The following is a 21,997-nucleotide window of genomic DNA, read 5'->3' as shown; positions in this document are numbered from 1 at the left end:
TGGCTCACCCCTTCCGTCGCCTGATCCGATCCCCCAGCCACACCACCGGGTCGTACTTGCGGTCAACTGCCCTCTCCTTCAAGGGGATCAGGGCGTTGTCCGTGATGTGGATGCCCTCGGGGCAGACCTCCGTGCAGCACTTCGTGATGTTGCAGTAGCCGAGGCCGTGGTCCTCCTGGGCGGTGCGTTTGCGGTCCAGGCCGGAGGACGACGCCGCGTCCAGGGGGTGCATGTCGAGTTCGGCGACGCGCATCAGGAAGCGCGGACCGGCGAAGGCGGTCTTGTTCTCCTCGTGGTCGCGGACCACGTGGCACGTGTCCTGGCACAGGAAGCACTCGATGCACTTGCGGAACTCCTGCGAGCGGTCCACGTCCTCCTGCTGCATGCGGTACTCGCCGGGGCCGAGGTCGGAGGGCGGTACGAAGGCCGGGATCTCGCGGGCCTTCGTGTAGTTGAAGCCGACGTCCGTGACCAGGTCCCGGACCACCGGGAAGGCGCGTAGCGGCGTCACCGTGATGACGTCCTCGCGGTCGAAGACCGACATGCGGGTCATGCACATCAGGCGGGGCCGGCCGTTGATCTCCGCCGAGCACGAACCGCACTTGCCCGCCTTGCAGTTCCAGCGGACCGCCAGGTCGGACGCCTGGGTCGCCTGGATCCGGTGGATGATGTCGAGGACGACCTCGCCGTCGTTCACCTCGACGGAGAAGTCCGCCAGGTCGCCGCCGCCGGCGTCCCCGCGCCAGACCCTGAAACGCGCGTCGTACGAACTCACTCGTACAGCTCCTCTTCGGCGAGGTACTTGACCAGCTCGTCCTTCTCGAAGAGGGCGAGCAGGTCCGGGCGGATGGGTTCGGTGGTGACGCGGACGAGGTCGATCTGGCCGCGGACCGGGTCCGTGGCCGCCAACCCTCCTGTGGGGTCGACGAGTTGGCACAGCAGGTTCGTGCGGCGCCAGGCGCGGTCCATCGTCGGGTGGTCCTCGCGGGTGTGGCCGCCGCGCGACTCCGTGCGCTCAAGGGCGGCCCGCGCCACGCACTCGCTGACGAGCAGCATGTTGCGCAGGTCGAGCGCGAGATGCCAGCCCGGGTTGAACTGGCGGTGCCCCTCGACCCCGGCCCGCCGCGCCCGCAGCCGCAGCGCGGCGAGCCGGTCGAGCGCCTCGGTCATCTCCTCCTCACGGCGGATGATGCCGACCAGGTCGTTCATGGCGTGCTGGAGCTCCTGATGGAGGGTGTACGGGTTCTCGGCGACGCCCCCGTCGGCCGGGCCCTCCGCGGAGAACGGGCGCAGCGCCTCCGCCGCGGCCGCGTCGACCTGGGGCGCGTCGACGACGGGGCGCCCGTTCCCCGCGGAGAGCCGCGCCGCGTACTCGGCCGCGTGCAGTCCGGCGCGCCGGCCGAAGACGAGGAGGTCGGACAGGGAGTTGCCGCCGAGGCGGTTCGAGCCGTGCATGCCGCCCGCGACCTCACCGGCCGCGAACAGGCCCGGCACCCCGTGCGCCGCCGCCGTGTCCGAGTCGACGGCGATGCCGCCCATCACGTAGTGGCAGGTCGGGCCGACCTCCATCGGCTCGGCCGTGATGTCGACGTCCGCCAGCTCCTTGAACTGGTGGTACATGGACGGCAGTCGGCGCCGGATGCGCTCGGCCGGCATGCGCGTCGAGACGTCGAGGAAGACACCGCCGTGCGGGGAGCCGCGGCCCGCCTTCACCTCGGAGTTGATGGCGCGCGCCACCTCGTCGCGGGGCAGCAGCTCGGGCGGGCGCCGGTTGTGGTCCGGGTCGTCGTACCAGCGGTCGCCCTCGGCCTCCGACTCGGCGTACTTCTCCTTGAAGACGTCGGGGACGTAGTCGAACATGAACCGCTTGCCCTCGGAGTTGCGCAGCACTCCGCCGTCGCCGCGGACCGACTCGGTGACGAGGATGCCCTTCACCGACGGAGGCCAGACCATGCCCGTCGGGTGGAACTGCACGAACTCCATGTTCAGCAGGGGCGCGCCCGCGAGCAGGGCAAGGGCGTGCCCGTCGCCCGTGTACTCCCACGAGTTCGACGTCACCTTGAACGACTTGCCGATGCCGCCCGTCGCCAGCACCACGCTCGGGGCTTCGAGGACGAAGAAGCGGCCGCTCTCGCGCTCGTAGCAGAACGTGCCGGAGACGACCTCGCCGTCCTTCAGTACGCGCGTGACCGTGCACTCCTGGAATACCTTCAGGCGGGCCTCGTAGTCGCCGTACTCCTTGAAGTCCTCCTGCTGGAGCGCGACGATCTTCTGCTGGAGCGTGCGGATCAACTCCAGGCCCGTGCGGTCACCGACGTGCGCGAGGCGCGGGTACTCGTGCCCGCCGAAGTTGCGCTGCGCGATCCGGCCGTCCGCGGTCCGGTCGAAGAGCGCGCCCCACGTCTCCAGTTCCCACACCCGGTCGGGTGCCTCGCGCGCGTGCAGCTCGGCCATGCGCCACTGGTTGAGGAACTTGCCGCCGCGCATCGTGTCCCGGAAGTGGACCTGCCAGCTGTCATGGGAGTTCACGTTCCCCATGGCCGCGGCGATGCCGCCCTCGGCCATCACGGTGTGCGCCTTGCCGAACAGGGACTTGCAGATCACCGCGGTCCGCGCGCCGCGCTCACGCGCCTCGATCGCCGCCCGCAGGCCCGCGCCGCCCGCGCCCACCACGACGACGTCCCACTGCTGCCGCTCCACCACAGACATTCAGAAAAACCTCGGATCGTCGAAGGCGCCAGAGGCGAGCAGGTACACGTAGAAATCGGCGAGCGCGACGCTCACCAATGAGGCCCAGGCGAGCAGCATGTGACGTCCATTCAGCTTGCTCACCCACCCCCACAGCCGATAGCGCACGGGATGCTTCGAGAAGTGTTTGAGGCGGCCGCCGACGATATGCCGGCACGAGTGGCAGGACAGGGTGTACGCCCAGATCAGCGTGATGTTCAGGAGGAAGACGAGCGTGCCGAGGCCCATGTGGCCCCACTCGTACTTCTCGTTGCGGAACGAGAGAACGGTGTCGTACGTGAGGATGCCCGCCACGACGAGCGCCGCGTAGAAGAAGTAGCGGTGGACGTTCTGCAGGATCAGGGGGAAGCGGGTCTCGCCCGTGTACTTCTTGTGGGGTTCCGGGACCGCGCAGGCGGGCGGTGACGCCCAGAACCCGCGGTAGTAGGCCTTCCGGTAGTAGTAGCAGGTCAGCCGGAAGCCGAGCGGGAAGATCAGGATGAGCAGGGCCGGGGACAGGCCCCACCAGGGGCCGAAGATCTCCCAGTTGGGGCCCGCGTGCATCGGCTTGCAGTTCTGCGCGAGGCACGGGGAGTAGAACGGCGACACGTACGGCGCGTGGTAGTAGTCCGCGTTTGCGAAGGCCCGCCAGGTCGAGTAGACGACGAAGGCGAGCAGTCCCGCGGCGGTGCCGGCGGGCGCCAGCCACCAGCGGTCGGTGCGCAGGTGTCCGGCCGCGATCGTGGCGCGCGACCTGTCCCGGACGCCTTGCGCGCCGGCGCTGCTCGGGGGATGGGGTTCCGTGCCGGTGGCCAACGAAGCCTCCGCTCAGAGGGTCAGGGGGCGTGCCGGTCCCGGGCGCCGAGTCCTTCGTCGTCCGAGTCGGTCCAGAGCGAGCTGTCGTACGGGGTCTCGGGGACGGGTACGGGTTCGGGCCGGCGCGGCGGTGCGGGGGCGGCCGAGGCCGCCCGCAGCAGGGCGACGCTCTCGCGCAGATGGTCGGTGTCGGTGCGTACGCGCCGGACGTCCAGGCCGCCGCCGAGTTGCCGCTCCAGGCGCTCCACGGTCCGGCGCAGCTCATCGAGGCAGCGATCCGCTGCCGTCAAGTCGTCGTTCACGGACATGACTTGCCTCGCTTCCGCTGGTTCGGCGGAGATGCTCATGCGCCTGCGAGTGTCGCGCGTCACATCTTACCTTGTGAAGGGATCTGCGCGGATTGCTGTTGCGCGGGGTGGCGTGCGCCCCCTGACCGGCGGCGCCTCAGGGGCCGGGTGGCGGGGGTTTCGTCGGCGGGTGCGGGGATGTGGGGGGCTGGTCGCGCAGTTCCCCGCGCCCCTGGGGGGGGCGCACATTGCGCCGCACGAGTGGGGTTCGGGGCGCCTTTCGCCGTGTCGCCGACGACGTGCTGGACCCGTCGATTTCAGTGGGGCGATAGATGTGATCAGCTCCATATACCGCCAAACGTGATCAAACCCGGCCCGGTCCTGGTAAGCGGGCGGCCGGGCTAGCCCCGGAGGTACCCGTGATGTCCCATGACGGCGCCACATCGCGCCCCGCCAGGCGTCCCGCGCGGCGTCCCGTCCTGCGCTCGGCCGCGTTCCTCGTGTCGGGGGCGCTCACCGTGACGGCCCTGGCCGGCTGCGGTGGCTCGGACGACGACCAGACCAGCAGCCCGGCAGCCCGCCAGGACATCGCGCCCGCGGTGCGCGCCGATGTCGCCGACGGCGGCACTCTGCGCTGGGCGCTCGACGCCCTGCCGGGGACGCTCAACTCCTTCCAGTCCGACGCCGACGCGGGCACCTCCCGTATCGCCGGTGCCGTGCTCCCCTCGATGTACCGGATGGACAGCCAGGGCCGGCCGAAGCGGGACGCGGACTACCTGGAGAAGGCCGAGGTCATCAAGACCGAGCCCAAGCAGGTCGTCCTGTACAAGCTCAACCAGCAGGCGGTGTGGAGCGACGGCCGCGAGATCGGCGCCGCCGACTTCGCCGCCCAGTGGCGCGCCCTGTCCGGCAAGGACTCCGCGTTCTGGACGGCCCACAACGCCGGCTACGACCGCATCGAGAAGATCGAGCGCGGCAAGAACAACCTGGAGGTGCAGGTCACCTTCGCCAAGCCGTACGCGGACTGGCGCTCGCTGTTCTCGCCGCTGTACCCCAAGGACGTCATGGGGACCCCGGACGCCTTCAACGAGGGGACCCGGCGAGGGCTGAAGGTCACCGCCGGCCCGTTCTCGATCAAGGAGATCGACCGTGATGCCAAGGACGTCACGCTGGTGCGGAACCCGCGCTGGTGGGGCCGCCAGCCCAAGCTGGACAAGATCGTCCTGAAGACCGTTGCCCGCGACAAGCGGGCCGCCGCGCTCGCCGCGGGCACGCTCGACCTGGCCGCCATCGACCCCGAGGACGCGTCCCGCGTGGCGGCCGCCGGCCGCGGGAAGGGCGCGTCGGGCCCGCTCGCCCAGGGCTCCGGCGCCGGCCGCACGCCCGCGCAGGCCCTGCGGTCCTGGGCCGTCGTGCACGGCGACGACCAGAAGGCGGCCGACGAGGAGATCGCGGCCCGCGAGAAGACCGGCAAGGCGCTCAGAAAGTACGCGAAGGAACAGGCGAACCTGGACGGCTACGTCGTCCGCAAGTCCCTGGAACCCGCCTACACGCAGCTCGCCCTCAACGGCTCCGAGGGTCCGCTGGCCGACGAGCGGGTGCGCCGCGCCGTGGCCCGCGCCATCGACCGCAAAAAGCTCGCGGAGGTCGTCCTCAAGCCGCTCGGCCTGCCCGCGCGGCCGGTCGGCAGCCACCTCGCCCTGGCCGGGCAGCAGATGTACGCGGACAACAGCGGGGCCCTCGGCGACCAGAACACCACCGAGGCGCGGGCGCTGCTCGCGGACGCGGGCTGGGTGCCCGGCGGCCCGCTGAAGAAGGACAACGCGACGCCCAAGCCGAAGACGGCCGGCAGCAAGTCCGACACCGAGTCCGACAAGGGCGGCGACGGCACCTACATCGTCGGCGAGACCGACCAGAAGCCCGGCGACCGGCAGGCACCGCCGCTCGCCCCCGGACGCACCGCCGCTGTCCAGTACGCGGCGCTCCTGCACCAGGCCGACGCGCAGAAGCTGCGCGCGGCCGACAAGGAGCGGAAGAAGGAGGAGGAGCAGGCCGCCGCCCCGCAGGACGGCAGGCAGTACGCGAAGGAGGCCGCCGGCCAGGGCGGCGCCCCGGGCGCGTACGCCCCCAAGGGGACGGCCGCGCCGGCCGCCGGTGCCCCCGCGGGTCCGCTCGCCAAGGACGGCAAGCCCCTGACCTTGCGTTTCGTGCTCCCGTCGGGTCCCGGCTCGGACTCGCTGCGCACGGTCGCCGACAAGATCTCGCAGATGCTGCAGAAGATCGGCATCCGCACGGAGACGGCGAAGGTCGCCGGCGACAGCTACTTCAAGGACCACATCGCGTCCGGTCAGTACGACCTGGCGCTCTACTCGTGGCCCGCCTCGGCCTTCCCGGCCACCGACGCCCGGCCGATCTACGCCAAGCCGGTGCCCGCCGCCGACGGCTCGCTCACGATCGAGCAGAACTACACCCGGGTCGGCACGGACCACATCGACCAGCTCTTCGACCAGGCGATCTCGACGCTGGACGAGGGCGAGGAGCGCTCCCTGGTCAAGAAGGCGGACGCCCGTATCTGGGCCGCTGCAGGATCGATTCCTCTTTATCAGCGCCCGGAGCTGGTCGCCGCCCGCCGCAACCTCGCCAACGCGGGAGCCTTCGGTTTCCAGGAGCCCGCGTACGAGGACATGGGCTTCCTGAAGCCCAACGCGCGGCCGGGCGCCGAGCCGGGGTCCAAGAAGGGGTCCGCGCCGGCCTCCTCGCCGGCCGCGAGCCCCTCCGAGGCGCGGTCGGAGGGCTGAGCGGCGCCCTGGACGTGACGCACATCGCGTCTTGACGTGACGCACATCGCACCGCTCAAGATCAATTAGCTCAGATCCAGCTCAAGTCCCTTGCCCGCCGGCCCGTCCGGCGGGCAAGGTTCGTTACACCACTTGACCTGCGGTTTCCTCGGGGCGTCCCCCACGCCCGCGCCCGCTGTTCACTCACTGTGCATTGCTCACCCCACGGCCCGAGAAGGCCACCTCGGCCGGAGCCCCGTACGATGGGGTGAGGCCGTGGCGTGTCCAGCCCGGCAGGGCGCGCGTACGAAGAGACGTACGCGCAGCCGTCCACTCACTCCGGGAGTACGCCGCAATATGGCCACGCGCCACGACATCCGTAACGTCGCCATCGTCGCCCACGTCGACCACGGCAAGACGACCATCGTCGATGCCATGCTCAAGCAGGCCGGCTCGTTCGCCGCGCACGCCGCCGAGTCCCTCGACGACCGCATGATGGACTCGAACGACCTGGAGCGTGAGAAGGGCATCACGATCCTGGCCAAGAACACGGCGGTGAAGTACCACCCGAAGGATGGCGGCGACGTCATCACGATCAACATCATCGACACCCCGGGCCACGCCGACTTCGGTGGCGAGGTCGAGCGCGGTCTGTCGATGGTCGACGCGGTGGTCCTGCTCGTGGACGCGTCCGAGGGCCCGCTCCCGCAGACCCGCTTCGTGCTGCGCAAGGCGCTCCAGCAGCGTCTGCCCGTCATCCTGTGCATCAACAAGACGGACCGCCCGGACTCCCGGATCGACGAGGTCGTCAACGAGACGTACGACCTCTTCCTCGACCTGGACGCCGACGAGGACCAGATCGAGTTCCCGATCGTCTACGCGTGCGGCCGTGACGGCATCGCCTCGCTGACCAAGCCGGAGAACGGCACGGTCCCGGCGGACTCCACCAGCCTGGAGCCGTTCTTCTCCACGATCCTGGAGCACGTCCCGGCCCCGACGTACGACGAGGAGGCCCCCCTCCAGGCGCACGTCACCAACCTGGACGCCGACAACTTCCTCGGCCGTATCGCGCTCCTGCGCGTCGAGCAGGGCGAGCTGCGCAAGGGCCAGACGGTCGCGTGGATCAAGCGTGACGGCACCATCTCGAACGTCCGCATCACCGAGCTGATGATGACCGAGGCGCTCACCCGCAAGCCCGCCGAGGTCGCGGGCCCCGGTGACATCTGCGCCGTCGCCGGTATCCCGGACATCATGATCGGCGAGACGCTGGCCGACCCGGAGAACCCGGTCGCCCTCCCGCTGATCACGGTCGACGAGCCGGCCATCTCCATGGTCATCGGTACGAACACCTCGCCGCTGGTCGGCCGTGGCGGCACGGGCAAGGGCGCCGGCGCCAAGTCCGCCGTCAAGGACCGCAAGGTCACCGCCCGCCAGGTCAAGGACCGCCTCGACCGCGAGCTGATCGGTAACGTCTCGCTCCGCGTCCTCGACACCGAGCGCCCCGACGCCTGGGAGGTGCAGGGCCGCGGTGAGCTGGCCCTGGCGATCCTGGTCGAGCAGATGCGCCGCGAGGGCTTCGAGCTGACCATCGGCAAGCCGCAGGTCGTCACCCGCGAGGTCGACGGCAAGACGCACGAGCCCGTCGAGCGCCTCACGGTCGACGTCCCCGAGGAGCACATGGGCGCGGTCACGCAGCTCATGGGTGTCCGCAAGGGCCGCATGGACAACATGTCGAACCACGGCTCCGGCTGGGTCCGCATGGAGTTCGTCGTTCCGTCGCGTGGCCTCATCGGCTTCCGTACCGAGTTCCTGACGAACACCCGCGGTACGGGTATCGCCCACTCCATCCACGAGGGCCACGAGCCGTGGTTCGGCACGCTGACGACCCGTAACAACGGCTCGCTGGTCGCCGACCGCGCCGGTGCCGTCACCGCGTTCGCGATGACGAACCTCCAGGAGCGCGGCGTGCTGTTCACCGACCCCGGCACCGAGGTGTACGAGGGCATGATCGTCGGCGAGAACTCGCGCGCCGACGACATGGACGTGAACATCACCAAGGAGAAGAAGCTCACGAACATGCGGTCCTCGTCGGCCGACTCGTTCGAGGCGATCGTCCCGCCGCGCAAGCTCTCCCTGGAGCAGTCCCTGGAGTTCTGCCGCGACGACGAGTGCGTCGAGGTGACCCCGGAGGCCGTCCGCATCCGTAAGGTCGTCCTGGACCAGAAGGAGCGCGGCCGCTCGGCCTCGCGCGCCAAGCACAGCTGATCCCGCGACAGTTGGGCCCGGACTCCCTCAGGGGGTCCGGGCCTTCGTCGTATGTCCTGCGCCGGAGGTCCGGCGCAGGACATTTTTTACAGGATCGTCGCCCGCACCAGGTGGTACTTCACTACCCTCGTGGCATCCTGGACGCGTTCCCGCGTAGTCCACGCGCGTTGACCGGCCCGCCGGGAGTCTTTCCACGGCCCTGCTCAGGGGCGCGTGATGTGCAACTCGTTTTCCCCTGGCAACCGTCCGGAATCCGGACGTCACTGACCGATAGATGTGTAACGAGTCCGTTTCGCAGGGATCTATCTCGGATCTGTTTGTCCGGATTTTGGGCTAAGTACGCATCAGGTGTGATCGAACCGAGACCAAAACACTGTGGTCGGCCCGATTCTCATGCCAGATAGTTGAGCGCGTAGAGCTCGGGTCAATGGGTCACGCACTGTGGGGAGTGCCGACTCGCGAGCACACTGAGGCACCATCGATCCTCGCCGTCAGGGGTGTCGGCAGGATGGAGAGTGTCTCCACTTGTAGTGAACAAAAGTGGACTCATGAGGAGGAACCCATGCGAGGTGCCACAAGCGCCATATGGGTCGCGTCGTCCCTGATGGCAGGTAGAGGACTCGCGGGCAGTAGCCCCGTGACCGGCACGGCGCTCAAGCGCCGCGACAGTCTCTGACGGCTCGGCCTGCCCGGTCGGGCCAGGCTCCCCCCGGGGTGGGTTCACCCCAGTCGTAGCTTCAACCGCGCGCATCCGGCCTTGGGTTGCCGTGTACCGCCCGTAGGTCGTCGTACCCCCTGGTGGCAAATCCAACTGGAGTGGCGTACGCCGTGCGACGGCTGTCGGTCCGGTGCTCCGTTCCCACAGGGAGGAGCCCGCCGTGTGCCGACGACCTCCAACACCTGTGAAATGGACGAATCATGACGAGTCCAATCGAGATTGAGGGCGCCGAGACCTCTTCCGCCTTGGACAAAGAGCCGGAGCCGAAGGGCGCCGGAAAGAAGAACGAGACGGTTCAGGGCCGTTCGCCCGGCCGCCTCATGTGGCTCCGCTTCAAGCGGGACAGGACGGGCGTCGTCTCCGCCTGGATCGTGCTGTTCTTCTTCGTGATATCGGCGGCCGCGCCGCTCATCTCGAAGCTCTACGGCAAGGACCCCTACGAGTTCTACGGCCAGGACGACCCCACACTCCTCAACGAGTTCAACCTGCCGGCCGGCCCCAACGGCGGCATGTCGCCCGAGCACTGGTTCGGCATCGACCCCAACTACGGGCGCGACGTCTTCAGTTACCTGCTCTACGGCATGCGTACGTCGCTCTACACCGCGCTCCTCGCCACCATCGGCATCGTCATCGTGGGCGTGCTCATCGGTCTGGTCTCCGGGTACTTCGGCGGCAAGATCGACTACTGGCTCGGGCGTCTGACCGACTTCATGCTCGCGCTGCCCAGCCAGCTGTTCATGGTCGCGGTGATGCCCGTCGTGGTCACGGTGTTCGTGGCTCCCGACGAGGAGACCCCGGTCTACATCCGCTTCCTCGCCATCCTCGGCGTGATGTGGCTCCTCACCTGGATGAGCCTGTCCCGCCTGGTCCGCGCCGTCACGCTGTCCCTGCGTGAGCGCGAGTTCGTCGAGGCCGCGAAGGTCGCCGGCGCCTCGCCCTGGCGGATCATCCGCAAGGAGCTGCTGCCCAACCTGATCACGCCGATCATCGTGCAGGGCACCTATCTGCTCCCCAGCACCATCCTCTCGGTCGCCTTCCTCTCGTTCGTCGGTGTCGGTTACCAGGACCCGACCCCCGACTGGGGCCTGATGTTCGCCACCGGCGCCAACATCTACGAGCAGGACCCGACTTACATGTTCTTCCCGGGTATCGCCATGGTCGTGTTCTTCGTGGCGTTCAACCTCCTCGGGGACTCCGTCCGGGACGCGTTCGATCCCAAGACGGGGCGCTGAACCACTCCCCCAGGGGGTAGCTGCCACCCGGGCGCCGGCCATACCGGATGCGCCAGGCAGCACCAAAGGATCACTACTCACAGGCAGGTGGATCTAACTCCATGAGCATCCTTCGTACGCGCACGGCGCAGGCAACGGTCGTCGCGGTGACCGCCGGCGCGCTGGCACTCACCGGCTGCAGCGCCGGTTCCAAGGGCGGCGACAAGAACGTGGGCAAGTCCCAGACGGACGCCCTCGCGCAGGCCAAGCCGGTCGTCATCGGCACCGCCGCGCAGTCCGTCGGTCCCGCCAAGGAGGTTCCGGGGTCCCGCAAGGGCGGCACCATCCAGGTCTACCAGGAGACCGACTTCTCCCACCTCGACCCGGGCCAGATCTACGTCTCCGACGCCGGTCTCCTGTCCAAGCTCCTCTACCGCGGCCTGACCACGTACGTCGAGGACGACAAGGGCGACCAGACGGTCGTCGGCGACCTCGCCACGGACGCCGGCAAGTCCTCGGACGGCGGCAAGACCTGGACCTACACGCTCAAGAAGGGCGTCAAGGACCAGAACGGCCACGTCATCACGTCGGCCGACATCCGTCACAGCTTCGAGCGCCTGTACGCCTCCTTCGAGACGGACGGCCCGACCTACGTCCAGCAGTGGCTGTCCGGTGAGGGCACCAAGTACCGCAAGGCGTACACCGGTCCGTACAAGGGCAAGCACCTGCCCGACTCGGTCATCGCGACCCCGGACGACCAGACCGTCGTCTTCCACTTCCTGAAGCCGCACAGCGACGCCCCGCAGGCGCTCGCCATGGCCGCCTACGCGGTCGTCCCGGAGAAGACGGACACCAAGGAGAAGTACGACCAGGCGCCCGTCGCCACCGGCCCGTACAAGATCTCCGAGTACAAGTCGGGCAAGAGCCTGAAGCTGGTCCGCAACCCCGGCTGGGACCCGAAGACGGACCCGATGCGTCACCAGTACGTCGATGGCTTCAACATCGACTACAACCAGGACAAGGCCACGCAGACCAAGACGATCCTGGCCGACCGTGCCGAGGCCAAGAACGCCATCATGTTCTCCGGCCAGATCGACGCCACCCAGCTGCAGAAGATCACGACCGACAAGGCCGTGATGAAGCGCACCGTGCAGGGCTACGCCCCGTACGTGTGGCAGCTGAACTTCAACATGGACCGCGTCAAGGACAAGCGCATCCGTGACGCCATCGCCCTGGCGATCCCGGCCAACGCGGCCGGCCACGCCGACGGTGGTGCCTACGGCGGCGACCCCGCGACCAGCCTGATGTCGCCCACCACCCCGGGCTACGACAAGAAGTTCGACCCGTTCAACCGCACCAAGAAGCCCAACGGTGACATCGCCGCGGCGAAGAAGCTCATCGACGAGGCCGGCGCCAAGGGCAAGAAGCTCGTCTACGCGTACGCCAACACCCCGGTCCGTACCACTCAGGCGAACCTGATCATCAACAACCTGAAGAAGATCGGCCTCGACATCCAGAAGAAGGAGATCGACGCCGCGACCTGGTACGAGCAGATGGGCAAGGTCAAGAACGGCCTCGACCTCTACATGACCGGCTGGGGCCAGGACTGGGCGGACGGCAACACCGTCTTCCCGCCGTCCTTCGACGGTGCGCAGATCCAGGACGGCTCGTCGAACTACTCGCACACCAACGACAAGCACGTGAACGCGGAGCTCGCCCGCATCCAGGCGATCTCTGACTCCGCCGAGCGCGCCAAGGAGTACGGCAAGCTCTCCGAGTACATCAGCACCAAGATCAACCCGGCCGCCCCGATCTACTACACCAAGGTGTTCCAGATCGCCGGTTCCAACGTCGGTGGCCTGCGGTACTCGACGGTGACGAGCTACACCGACCCGACCGCGGTCTTCCTCAAGAAGTAGTCGGTTCAAGGCAGTTCCCGGGGGTGAGGGCGCGGCGGTGCCCTCACCCCCGGGCGCCGGACCCCCTCCAGGCCTCCCACCGCCGCCGTCCTGAGAGCAGCTCACTGCCATGCTTCGATTTCTCATACGCCGGACGCTCGGCGCAGCACTCATCCTTCTGCTGATCAGCGCCTTCACGTACTTCATGTACTTCGCCATCCCACAGGACCCGGCGATGCTCGCATGTGGCAAGAACTGCACCCCGGATGCGCTGGCGCTCATTCACAAGAACCTCGGGCTCGACAAGCCGGTGCCCGTCCAGTACTGGGACTACCTCTCCGGCATCTTCGTCGGACGTGACTTCGGCGTGGGCCACTGCAGCGCACCCTGCTTCGGCGTCTCGTTCCGCAACAACCAGATGGTGTGGAGCACCATGATGGACCGTCTCCCGCTGACGCTGTCCCTCACCTTCGGCTCCCTCATCGTCTTCCTGGCCGCCGGTCTCGGCGCCGGCCTGCTGGCCGCCCGCTTCCGCGGCACCTGGCTCGACAAGACCTTCAGCGGCGCCTCGCTGGTCACCAGCTCGTTCCAGATCTACTTCATCGGCCCGGTCGTCATGGGCCTCCTCGTCTTCAGCACGGGCTGGCTGGACAAGCCCAAGTACGTGCCGCTCACGGATGACCCCTTCGGCTGGTTCATGGGCCTGCTGATCCCCTGGATCATCATGGCGACGATCTTCACGGCCAACTACACGCGTATGGCCCGCTCCTCGATGATCGAGCAGCTCCAGGAGGAGCACGTCCGCGCCGCCCGGGCGAAGGGCATGAGCAGCCGCTACACGTTCTTCCGCTACGCCTGGCGCGGTTCGCTCATCCCGATCATCACGATCCTCGGCATGGACATCGGCGGTCTGCTCAGCGGTGGCATGGTCACCGAGCTGACCTTCGGCCTCGCGGGCATGGGCCGGCTCGCCCGTGACTCGGTGGTCGGCAAGGACCTGCCCGTCCTCATGGGCGTCATGATCCTCAGCGCCGCCTTCATCATCGTCTGCAACATCGTCGTGGACGCTCTGTACGCCGTCGTCGACCCGCGCGTGCGTCTGTCCTAGGAGAACGACCGTGACCACACTCACCAAGACCGAGAACGCTCCGGCCCCCACCGGCGGCGACGCGTTCCTCTCGGTACGCGACCTGAAGGTGCAGTTCTCCACCGAGGACGGCATCGTCAAGGCTGTGGACGGGCTCTCCTTCGACCTCGAGCGCGGCAAGACGCTCGGCATCGTCGGCGAGTCGGGCTCCGGCAAGTCGGTGACCAACCTGACCGTGCTCGGCCTGCACAACCGGAAGAACACCAACGTCGAGGGCGAGATCGTCCTCGACGGCAAGGAACTGCTCACCGCCACCGAGCCCGAGCTGGAGAAGCTCCGCGGCAACAAGATGGCGATGATCTTCCAGGACTCGCTGACCGCGCTCTCCCCGTACTACACGGTGGGCCGGCAGATCTCGGAGCCCTTCCGCAAGCACACCGGGGCCAGCAAGAAGGAGGCCCGCGACCGGGCCATCCAGATGCTGGAGAAGGTGGGCATCCCCCACCCGAAGCAGCGGGTGGACGACTACCCGCACCAGTTCTCCGGCGGTATGCGCCAGCGCGCCATGATCGCCATGTCCCTGGTCTGCAACCCCGACCTGCTGATCGCCGACGAGCCGACCACCGCGCTCGACGTGACCGTGCAGGCGCAGATCCTCGACCTGCTCAAGGACCTCCAGCAGGAGTTCGGCTCCGCGATCATCATGATCACCCACGACCTGGGCGTCGTGGCGAACATGGCCGACGACCTGCTCGTGATGTACGCGGGCCGGGCCGTGGAGCGCGGCTCCGTGCGCGAGGTCCTCAAGGCGCCCGAACACCCCTACACCTGGGGACTGCTCGGCTCCATGCCGCGCCTCAACTCGGACGTCAACGAGCCGCTGCTGCCGATCCCCGGCTCGCCGCCGTCGCTGCTCAACCCGCCGAGCGGCTGCGCCTTCCACCCGCGGTGCGCCTTCACCGACAAGGTGGACGGCGGCCGTTGCAAGGAAGACCGGCCCGAGCTGCCCGCGGGACGCGGCTCCGCCTGCCATCTGACGGCGGATCAGAAGCAGCAGGTCTTCATCGAGACGATTCAGCCCCGGCTGGGCTGACCTACCGGCGACTGGGGCAACAACCATGAGCGAGAACACCAACAGCACGACGGCGGTCGCCGACGTGATCCCGGGCCAGCGTGACGCGGACTCCGCGCCGCTGCTCCAGGTCCGGGACCTGAAGAAGCACTTCCCGATCAAGGGCGGCTTCCCGATCCGGCGGACCGTCGGCGCCGTCAAGGCCGTCGACGGCGTCTCCTTCGACGTCCACCCGGGCGAGGCCCTCGGCCTCGTCGGCGAGTCCGGCTGCGGCAAGTCGACGACGGGCCGTCTCCTGACCCGCCTGTACGAGCCGACGGAAGGCACCGTCACCTACAACGGCCAGGACATCAGCCACCTCAACCGCAGGCAGCTGGCGCCCATCAGGTCCGAGATCCAGATGATCTTCCAGGACCCGTACGCGTCGCTGAACCCGCGCCAGACGGTCGGCTCGATCATCTCCGGCCCGATGGAGATCAACGGCATCAACCCGCCCGGCGGCCGCGAGGCCCGCGTGCGGGAGCTGCTCGAGATCGTCGGCCTGAACCCCGAGCACTACAACCGCTTCCCGCACGAGTTCTCGGGCGGCCAGCGCCAGCGCATCGGCGTCGCCCGCGCGGTGGCCCTGGAGCCGAAGCTGATCATCGCCGACGAGCCGGTCTCCGCGCTCGACGTGTCGATCCAGGCCCAGGTCATCAACCTGCTGCAGAAGGTGCAGCGGGAGATGGGCATCGCGTTCGTCTTCATCGCCCACGACCTGGCGATCGTGCGGCACTTCTCGCAGCGCATCGCGGTCATGTACCTGGGCAAGGTCGTCGAGATCGCCGACCGCGAGTCGCTCTACACGCGGCCCCGGCACCCGTACACGCACGCCCTGATGTCGGCCGTGCCGAACGCGGACATCGACGCCGAGAAGAAGGAGCGGATCCGCCTGGAGGGCGACGTCCCCTCGCCGATCTCGCCGCCGTCCGGCTGCCGCTTCCGCACCCGCTGCTGGAAGGCGCAGGACAAGTGCGCCACGGAGGAGCCCCCGCTCGTCCAGATCTCCGGCAGCAACGAGGGCCACCTCACGGCCTGTCACTTCCCGGAGGAGCCGACCACCGTGGACCGCGGCGAGGACATCGTCCTCGACCCGGCACTCGCGGCCCTCGAGGAGTCCGGCGAGAACGCCTGACGTTCGGGGTTCTCCCTTGACGGCCCGCCACCGGTGACGCACCGGTGGCGGGCCGTCGCTGTTCATGCGCTCGTACGGACTGGCTGAAAATGCGTCATGTGCTGCCAAAGGTGATATTTGGGCCTAAGTGCCGTAAAGGCGCGGACCCGGAAGTATTCCTAGGAGGCAGTTCATGCGTGGAGCCACGCACGCCAAGTGGGCCGCATGCGCGGTGGCCGTCGCCCTGTCGGCGTCGGCCTGTGGTGGTGGGGGCGGCGGCGGTGGCGGCAACGGCTCAGGGATCGTCCGCTCGTCCTGGGGTGACCCGCAGAACCCCCTGGAACCCTCGAACACCAACGAGGTGCAGGGCGGCAAGGTCCTCGACATGCTCTTCCGTGGCCTGAAGCGCTACAACCCCAAGACGGGCGCCGCCGAGAACATGCTGGCGGACAAGATCGACACCAAGGACTCGGTCAACTTCACCATCACGGTCAAGGACGGCTGGAAGTTCTCCAACGGCGAGAAGGTCACCGCGCAGTCCTTCGTGGACGCCTGGAACTACGGCGCGAACCTGAAGCACAACCAGAAGAACGCCTACTTCTTCGGCCAGATCGAGGGCTACACCAAGGTCCACCCCGACACCGGCACCCCGAGCGCCACCAACCTGTCCGGGCTCAAGGTCACCGGCCCCCTCACCTTCTCGGTCAAGCTCAGCCAGAAGTTCTCGCTGTGGCCCGACACCCTCGGCTACGCGGCCTTCTCGCCGCTCCCCAAGGCCTTCTTCACCAACCACTCCGCCTGGGTGAGCAAGCCGATCGGCAACGGCCCGTACACGATCCACAGCTACACCAAGGGCTCCCAGATGTCCCTGCGCAAGTGGGACCAGTACCCGGGGACCGACAAGGCGCAGAACGGCGGCGTGGACCTGAAGGTCTACACCGACAACAACACGGCGTACACCGACCTGACGGCCGGCAACCTCGACCTCGTCGACGACGTCCCCGCCGCGCAGCTCAAGAACGTCAGCGCCGACCTGGGCGGCCGGTACATCAACACTCCGGCCGGCATCATCCAGACGCTCGCCTTCCCGTTCTACGACCCGGCGTGGAACAAGCCGGACAGTTACAAGGTCCGCAAGGGCCTGTCCATGGCGATCAACCGCAAGCAGATCACCGAGACGATCTTCCAGAAGACCCGCACCCCGGCCACGGACTGGACCTCGCCGGTCCTCGGCAAGGACGGCGGCTTCCAGGACGGCCTGTGCGGCAGCAGCTGCGAATACAACCCCAGTGAGGCCAAGAAGCTGGTCAAGCAGGGCGGCGGCCTCCCCGGCGGCCAGGTGAAGATCGGCTACAACGCCGACACCGGCAGCCACAAGGAGTGGGTCGACGCCGTCTGCAACAGCATCAACAACGCGCTCGGCAACGACAGGGCCTGCGTCGGCCTGCCCACCGGCACCTTCGCCGACTTCCGCAACAAGATCACGCAGAAGAAGATGTCGAGCCCGTTCCGCGCCGGCTGGCAGATGGACTACCCGCTCATCCAGAACTTCCTGCAGCCGCTGTACTACACCAACGCCTCGTCCAACGACGGCCACTGGTCCAACAAGCAGTTCGACAAGCTCGTCAACCAGGCCAACGCCGAGTCCAACAAGACCAAGGCAGTGAAGCTGTTCCAGCAGGCCGAGGGCGTCGTACGGGACAACATGGCCGCCATTCCGCTCTGGTACCAGAACGGCAGCGCCGGCTACTCCGACAACGTCACCAACGTCACCCTGAACCCGTTCAGCGTCCCGGTCTACAACCAGATCAAGGTCAAGTGACGTCCGGGGAACGGCCGCCCGGCCTCTGACGGGCGGCCGCTCCCCCCGATTCGGGAGCCCCGTATGGGACGTTATGTGATCAGGCGTCTGCTGCAGATGATCCCGGTCTTCTTCGGCGCGACGCTGCTCATCTTCCTGATGGTCAACGTGATGGGCGACCCCGTCGCGGGACTGTGCGGCGAGCGGGCCTGCGACCCCGCCACGGCAGCCCAGCTCAAGCAGGAGTTCGGCCTCGACAAGCCCGTCTGGCAGCAGTACCTGACCTACATGGGGAACGTCTTCACCGGCGACTTCGGCACCGCGTTCAACGGCCAGAAGGTCACCGAACTGATGGCGGCGGCCTTCCCCGTGACGATCCGCCTGACCATCGTGGCGATCCTCTTCGAGATCATCATCGGCATCACGCTCGGCGTCGTCACGGGCCTGCGCCGCGGACGCCCCGTCGACACCAGCGTGCTGCTGCTCACCCTGGTCGTCATCTCCGTCCCGACCTTCGTCACCGGCCTGCTGCTCCAGCTCCTGCTCGGCGTCGAATGGGGGCTCATCAAACCCGCCGTGTCCACCGAGGCGACGTTCTCCGAACTGATCGTCCCCGGCCTCGTGCTCGCCTCGGTCTCCCTCGCGTACGTCACCCGGCTCACCAGGACATCCATCGCGGAGAACCGGCGCGCCGACTACGTCCGCACCGCCATCGCCAAGGGCCTGCCCCGGCACCGCGTCATCACCCGGCACCTGCTGCGCAACTCACTGATCCCGGTCGTCACGTTCATCGGCACCGACATCGGCGCCCTGATGGGCGGCGCCATCGTCACGGAGCGGATCTTCAACATCCACGGCGTCGGCTACCAGCTCTACCAGGGCATTCTCCGGCAGAACACCCAGACCGTCGTCGGCTTCGTGACGGTCCTCGTCCTCGTCTTCCTGGTGGCCAACCTGATCGTCGACCTCCTGTACGCCGTACTCGACCCGAGGATCCGCTATGCCTGAACCCCAGCCGCCGGAGCCCTACCTGTCGGGCGGGGGCCGCGCCCCGGAGGACGGGGCCATCGCCGCGACCGGCGCGGGCGGCGCCATGGACCTCGCCACGAGCGAGGGGACCACGCTGGAGAAGACGCCCGGCGGTCCCGAGGGCACGGGTCCTGCGGGCAAGCCGCGCAGCCTCTGGTCGGACGCCTGGCGCGATCTGCGTCGCAACCCGATCTTCATCATCTCGGGCCTGATCATCGTCTTCCTCGTCTTCATCTCGCTCTGGCCCTCGCTGATCGCCTCCGGCAACCCGCTGTCCTGCGACCTCGCCAAGGCCCAGGAAGGCTCCCAGGCGGGCCACCCCTTCGGCTTCGACGGCCAGGGCTGCGACGTCTACACCCGCACCGTGTACGGCGCCCGCACCTCCGTCACCGTCGGCGTCTGCGCCACCATCGGCGTCTCCCTCCTCGGCAGCGTCCTCGGCGGGCTCGCCGGGTTCTTCGGCGGATCCTGGGACGCGATCCTGTCCCGCATCACCGACGTCTTCTTCGCCATCCCCGTCGTCCTCGGCGGCCTGGTGCTCCTGTCCGTGGTCACCAGCTCCACCGTCTGGCCGGTCATCGGGTTCATGGTGCTGCTCGGCTGGCCGCAGCTCTCCCGCATCGCCCGCGGCTCCGTCATCACGGCCAAACAGAACGACTACGTCCAGGCGGCGCGGGCCCTCGGCGCCTCCAACTCCCGGATGATGCTGCGCCACATCCTGCCCAACGCGGTCGCCCCGGTCATCGTCGTCGCCACCATCGCCCTCGGCACGTACATCGCCCTGGAGGCGACGCTCTCGTACCTCGGCGTCGGCCTGAAGCCGCCCACCGTCAGCTGGGGCATCGACATCTCCGCGGCGTCCCCGTACATCCGCAACGCCCCGCACATGCTGCTGTGGCCCGCGGGTGCCCTCGCCGTCACCGTGCTCGCGTTCATCATGCTCGGCGACGCGGTGCGCGACGCCCTCGACCCCAAGCTGAGGTAGGCGCCCATGCTGCTCGAAGTACGCGATCTGCAGGTGGAGTTCCGTACGCGTGAGGGGGTCGCCAAGGCGGTCAACGGCGTCAACTACACCGTCGACGAGGGCGAGACCCTCGCCGTGCTCGGCGAGTCCGGGTCCGGCAAGTCCGTGACCGCGCAGGCGATCATGGGCATCCTCGACATGCCGCCGGGGAAGATCGCCGGCGGCGAGATCGTCTTCCAGGGCAAGGACCTGCTGAAGCTCAAGGAGGAGGAGCGCAGGAAGGTCCGCGGCGCCAAGATGGCGATGATCTTCCAGGACGCCCTGAGCTCCCTCAACCCCGTGCTTTCCGTGGGCGCCCAGATCGGCGAGCTGTTCACCGTCCACCAGGGAATGTCCCGCAAGGACGCCAGGACCAAGGCCGTCGAGCTGATGGACCGGGTCAGGATCCCGGCCGCCCAGGAGCGCGTCGGCCAGTACCCGCACCAGTTCAGCGGCGGCATGCGCCAGCGCATCATGATCGCGATGGCGCTCGCCCTCGAACCGGACCTGATCATCGCCGACGAGCCCACCACCGCCCTCGACGTCACCGTCCAGGCCCAGGTCATGGACCTGCTCGCCGAGCTCCAGCGCGAACTCGGCATGGGCCTCATCCTCATCACCCACGACCTGGGCGTCGTCGCGGACGTCGCCGACAGGATCGCCGTCATGTACGCGGGCCGCATCGTCGAGACGGCCCCCGTGCACGAGATCTACAAGCGCCCCGCCCACCCGTACACCAAGGGCCTGCTCGAATCGATCCCGCGCCTCGACCAGAAGGGCCAGGAGCTGTACGCGATCAAGGGCCTGCCGCCCAACCTGATGCACATCCCGCCCGGCTGCGCCTTCAACCCGCGCTGCCCGATGGCCCAGGACGTGTGCCGCACGGACGTCCCCCCGCTCTACGAGGTGAGCCCGACCCGCCGGAGCGCCTGCCACTTCTGGAAGGAGACGCTCGATGCCGGCCAGTGAACCCATCCTGGAGGTCAGCGGCCTGGTCAAGCACTATCCGCTCACCCAGGGAATCCTGTTCAAGAAGCAGGTCGGCGCGGTCAAGGCCGTCGACGGCGTCGACTTCGCGCTCGGCCAGGGCGAGACCCTCGGCATCGTCGGCGAGTCCGGCTGCGGCAAGTCGACCGTCGCCAAGATGCTCGTCAACCTGGAGCGGCCGACCGCCGGTCAGATCAAGTACAAGGGCGAGGACGTCACCAAGCTGTCGGGGCGCGCCCTCAAAGCCGTACGCCGCAACATCCAGATGGTGTTCCAGGACCCGTACACGTCCCTCAACCCCCGCATGACCGTCGGCGACATCATCGGGGAGCCGTACGAGATCCACCCCGAGGTGGCCCCCAAGGGAGACCGGCGCCGCAGGGTCCAGGACCTCCTCGACGTGGTCGGCCTCAACCCCGAGTACATCAACCGCTACCCGCACCAGTTCTCCGGCGGCCAGCGCCAGCGCATCGGCATCGCGCGCGGCCTCGCCCTGCGCCCCGAGATCATCGTCGCCGACGAGCCGGTCTCCGCCCTGGACGTCTCCGTGCAGGCACAGGTCGTCAACCTGCTCGACAGCCTCCAGAACGAGTTCGACCTGTCCTACGTCTTCATCGCCCACGACCTGTCCATCGTCCGGCACATCTCCGACCGGGTCGGCGTCATGTACCTCGGGCGCATCGTCGAGATCGGCACCGACGAGGAGATCTACGAACACCCCACCCACCCCTACACGCAGGCGCTCCTGTCCGCCGTCCCCGTCCCCGACCCGGAGGCGCGCGAGCACCGCGAACGGATCATCCTCAGCGGAGACGTGCCCTCCCCGGCCAACATCCCTTCGGGCTGCCGCTTCCGCACCCGCTGCTGGAAGGCGCAGGAGCGGTGCGCCCTGGAGGTCCCGGAGCTGGCAGTGCCCGCCGTGCTCCGCATCGGAGAGAAGACCCCGGCCCAGCACGACTCGGCCTGCTTCTTCGCCGAGGAGAAACACGTCGTGCCCACCGAGTAGGCGCGCGTACGTGTCGGGGCAAATCAGCACCAACTGCGTTAACACCCAGGCAACTTGGCCGTCGCGACACCGATATGTGAACGCGGCACACTGAACAGCGTACGGCCGTGCGGGTGCCGTGGACCGGCCGGGGCGCGCCATGTCGCCCCGGCCGGTCGCC

At 68.2% G+C, this 21,997-nt stretch carries 16 protein-coding genes; 12 read left to right on the top strand and 4 right to left on the bottom strand.

The window, feature by feature from the left end; genetic code table 11:
* Positions 1-4: 4 nt before the first annotated feature.
* From EOT10_RS29075 to EOT10_RS29060, 4 genes are read right to left on the bottom strand one after another with little or no spacing between them, the layout of a single operon-like run.
* Positions 5-775: a succinate dehydrogenase/fumarate reductase iron-sulfur subunit gene (locus EOT10_RS29075; protein WP_127831330.1), complete on the bottom strand. Its 771-nt coding sequence runs from the start codon at positions 773-775 to the stop codon at positions 5-7.
* Positions 772-2,709, bottom strand: a complete 1,938-nt coding sequence (locus tag EOT10_RS29070; RefSeq protein WP_127831329.1) for a fumarate reductase/succinate dehydrogenase flavoprotein subunit — start codon at positions 2,707-2,709, stop codon at positions 772-774. Before EOT10_RS29070 ends, EOT10_RS29075 begins: the two co-directional genes overlap by 4 nt.
* Positions 2,710-3,543 carry a hypothetical protein gene (locus EOT10_RS29065; RefSeq protein WP_127831328.1) on the bottom strand — a complete coding sequence of 278 codons (834 nt, stop codon included), beginning with the start codon at positions 3,541-3,543 and terminating at the stop codon, positions 2,710-2,712.
* A 20-nt stretch (positions 3,544-3,563) separates the two neighbouring features.
* Positions 3,564-3,851, bottom strand: coding sequence for a hypothetical protein (locus tag EOT10_RS29060; protein ID WP_127831327.1), 288 nt, complete (start codon positions 3,849-3,851; stop codon positions 3,564-3,566).
* A gap of 401 nt (positions 3,852-4,252) precedes the next feature.
* Here EOT10_RS29060 and EOT10_RS29055 point away from each other — a divergent pair, with 401 nt between their 5' ends.
* From EOT10_RS29055 to EOT10_RS29000, 12 genes are all read left to right on the top strand, one after another.
* Positions 4,253-6,628, top strand: a complete 2,376-nt coding sequence (locus EOT10_RS29055; RefSeq protein WP_127831326.1) for an ABC transporter family substrate-binding protein — start codon at positions 4,253-4,255, stop codon at positions 6,626-6,628.
* A 336-nt stretch (positions 6,629-6,964) separates the two neighbouring features.
* Positions 6,965-8,872, top strand: coding sequence for a translational GTPase TypA (gene typA, locus EOT10_RS29050; RefSeq protein WP_127831325.1), 1,908 nt, complete (start codon positions 6,965-6,967; stop codon positions 8,870-8,872).
* Positions 8,873-9,790: 918 nt separating this feature from the next.
* Positions 9,791-10,822, top strand: a complete 1,032-nt coding sequence (locus tag EOT10_RS29045; protein ID WP_127831324.1) for an ABC transporter permease — start codon at positions 9,791-9,793, stop codon at positions 10,820-10,822.
* Positions 10,823-10,923: 101 nt separating this feature from the next.
* A complete protein-coding gene (locus EOT10_RS29040) occupies positions 10,924-12,720 on the top strand; it encodes an ABC transporter substrate-binding protein (RefSeq protein WP_127831323.1) in 1,797 nt (598 codons plus the stop codon).
* Positions 12,721-12,829: 109 nt separating this feature from the next.
* On the top strand, positions 12,830-13,807 hold the full coding sequence (locus EOT10_RS29035) for an ABC transporter permease (RefSeq protein WP_127831322.1): 978 nt from the start codon (positions 12,830-12,832) through the stop codon (positions 13,805-13,807).
* Positions 13,808-13,817: 10 nt separating this feature from the next.
* Positions 13,818-14,879, top strand: coding sequence for an ABC transporter ATP-binding protein (locus EOT10_RS29030; protein WP_127831321.1), 1,062 nt, complete (start codon positions 13,818-13,820; stop codon positions 14,877-14,879).
* A gap of 25 nt (positions 14,880-14,904) precedes the next feature.
* Positions 14,905-16,032 (top strand): ABC transporter ATP-binding protein, encoded by a 1,128-nt coding sequence (locus EOT10_RS29025; RefSeq protein ID WP_127831320.1) that lies wholly within the window; start codon positions 14,905-14,907, stop codon positions 16,030-16,032.
* A gap of 172 nt (positions 16,033-16,204) precedes the next feature.
* Positions 16,205-17,833, top strand: a complete 1,629-nt coding sequence (locus tag EOT10_RS29020; RefSeq protein ID WP_127831319.1) for a peptide ABC transporter substrate-binding protein — start codon at positions 16,205-16,207, stop codon at positions 17,831-17,833.
* A 63-nt stretch (positions 17,834-17,896) separates the two neighbouring features.
* Positions 17,897-18,820: an ABC transporter permease gene (locus EOT10_RS29015; protein WP_127831318.1), complete on the top strand. Its 924-nt coding sequence runs from the start codon at positions 17,897-17,899 to the stop codon at positions 18,818-18,820.
* On the top strand, positions 18,813-19,826 hold the full coding sequence (locus tag EOT10_RS29010) for an ABC transporter permease (RefSeq protein ID WP_127831317.1): 1,014 nt from the start codon (positions 18,813-18,815) through the stop codon (positions 19,824-19,826). Before EOT10_RS29015 ends, EOT10_RS29010 begins: the two co-directional genes overlap by 8 nt.
* A gap of 6 nt (positions 19,827-19,832) precedes the next feature.
* A complete protein-coding gene (locus tag EOT10_RS29005) occupies positions 19,833-20,813 on the top strand; it encodes an ABC transporter ATP-binding protein (protein ID WP_127831316.1) in 981 nt (326 codons plus the stop codon).
* Positions 20,800-21,837, top strand: coding sequence for an ABC transporter ATP-binding protein (locus EOT10_RS29000; RefSeq protein WP_127831315.1), 1,038 nt, complete (start codon positions 20,800-20,802; stop codon positions 21,835-21,837). Before EOT10_RS29005 ends, EOT10_RS29000 begins: the two co-directional genes overlap by 14 nt.
* Positions 21,838-21,997 lie beyond the last annotated feature (160 nt).

The sequence above is a fragment of the Streptomyces antnestii genome, from assembly GCF_004005495.1.
Taxonomy (GTDB): domain Bacteria; phylum Actinomycetota; class Actinomycetes; order Streptomycetales; family Streptomycetaceae; genus Streptomyces; species Streptomyces antnestii.
Note: the sequence above shows the minus strand (reverse complement) of the source record. Positions and strands in the feature narration are given on the sequence as shown.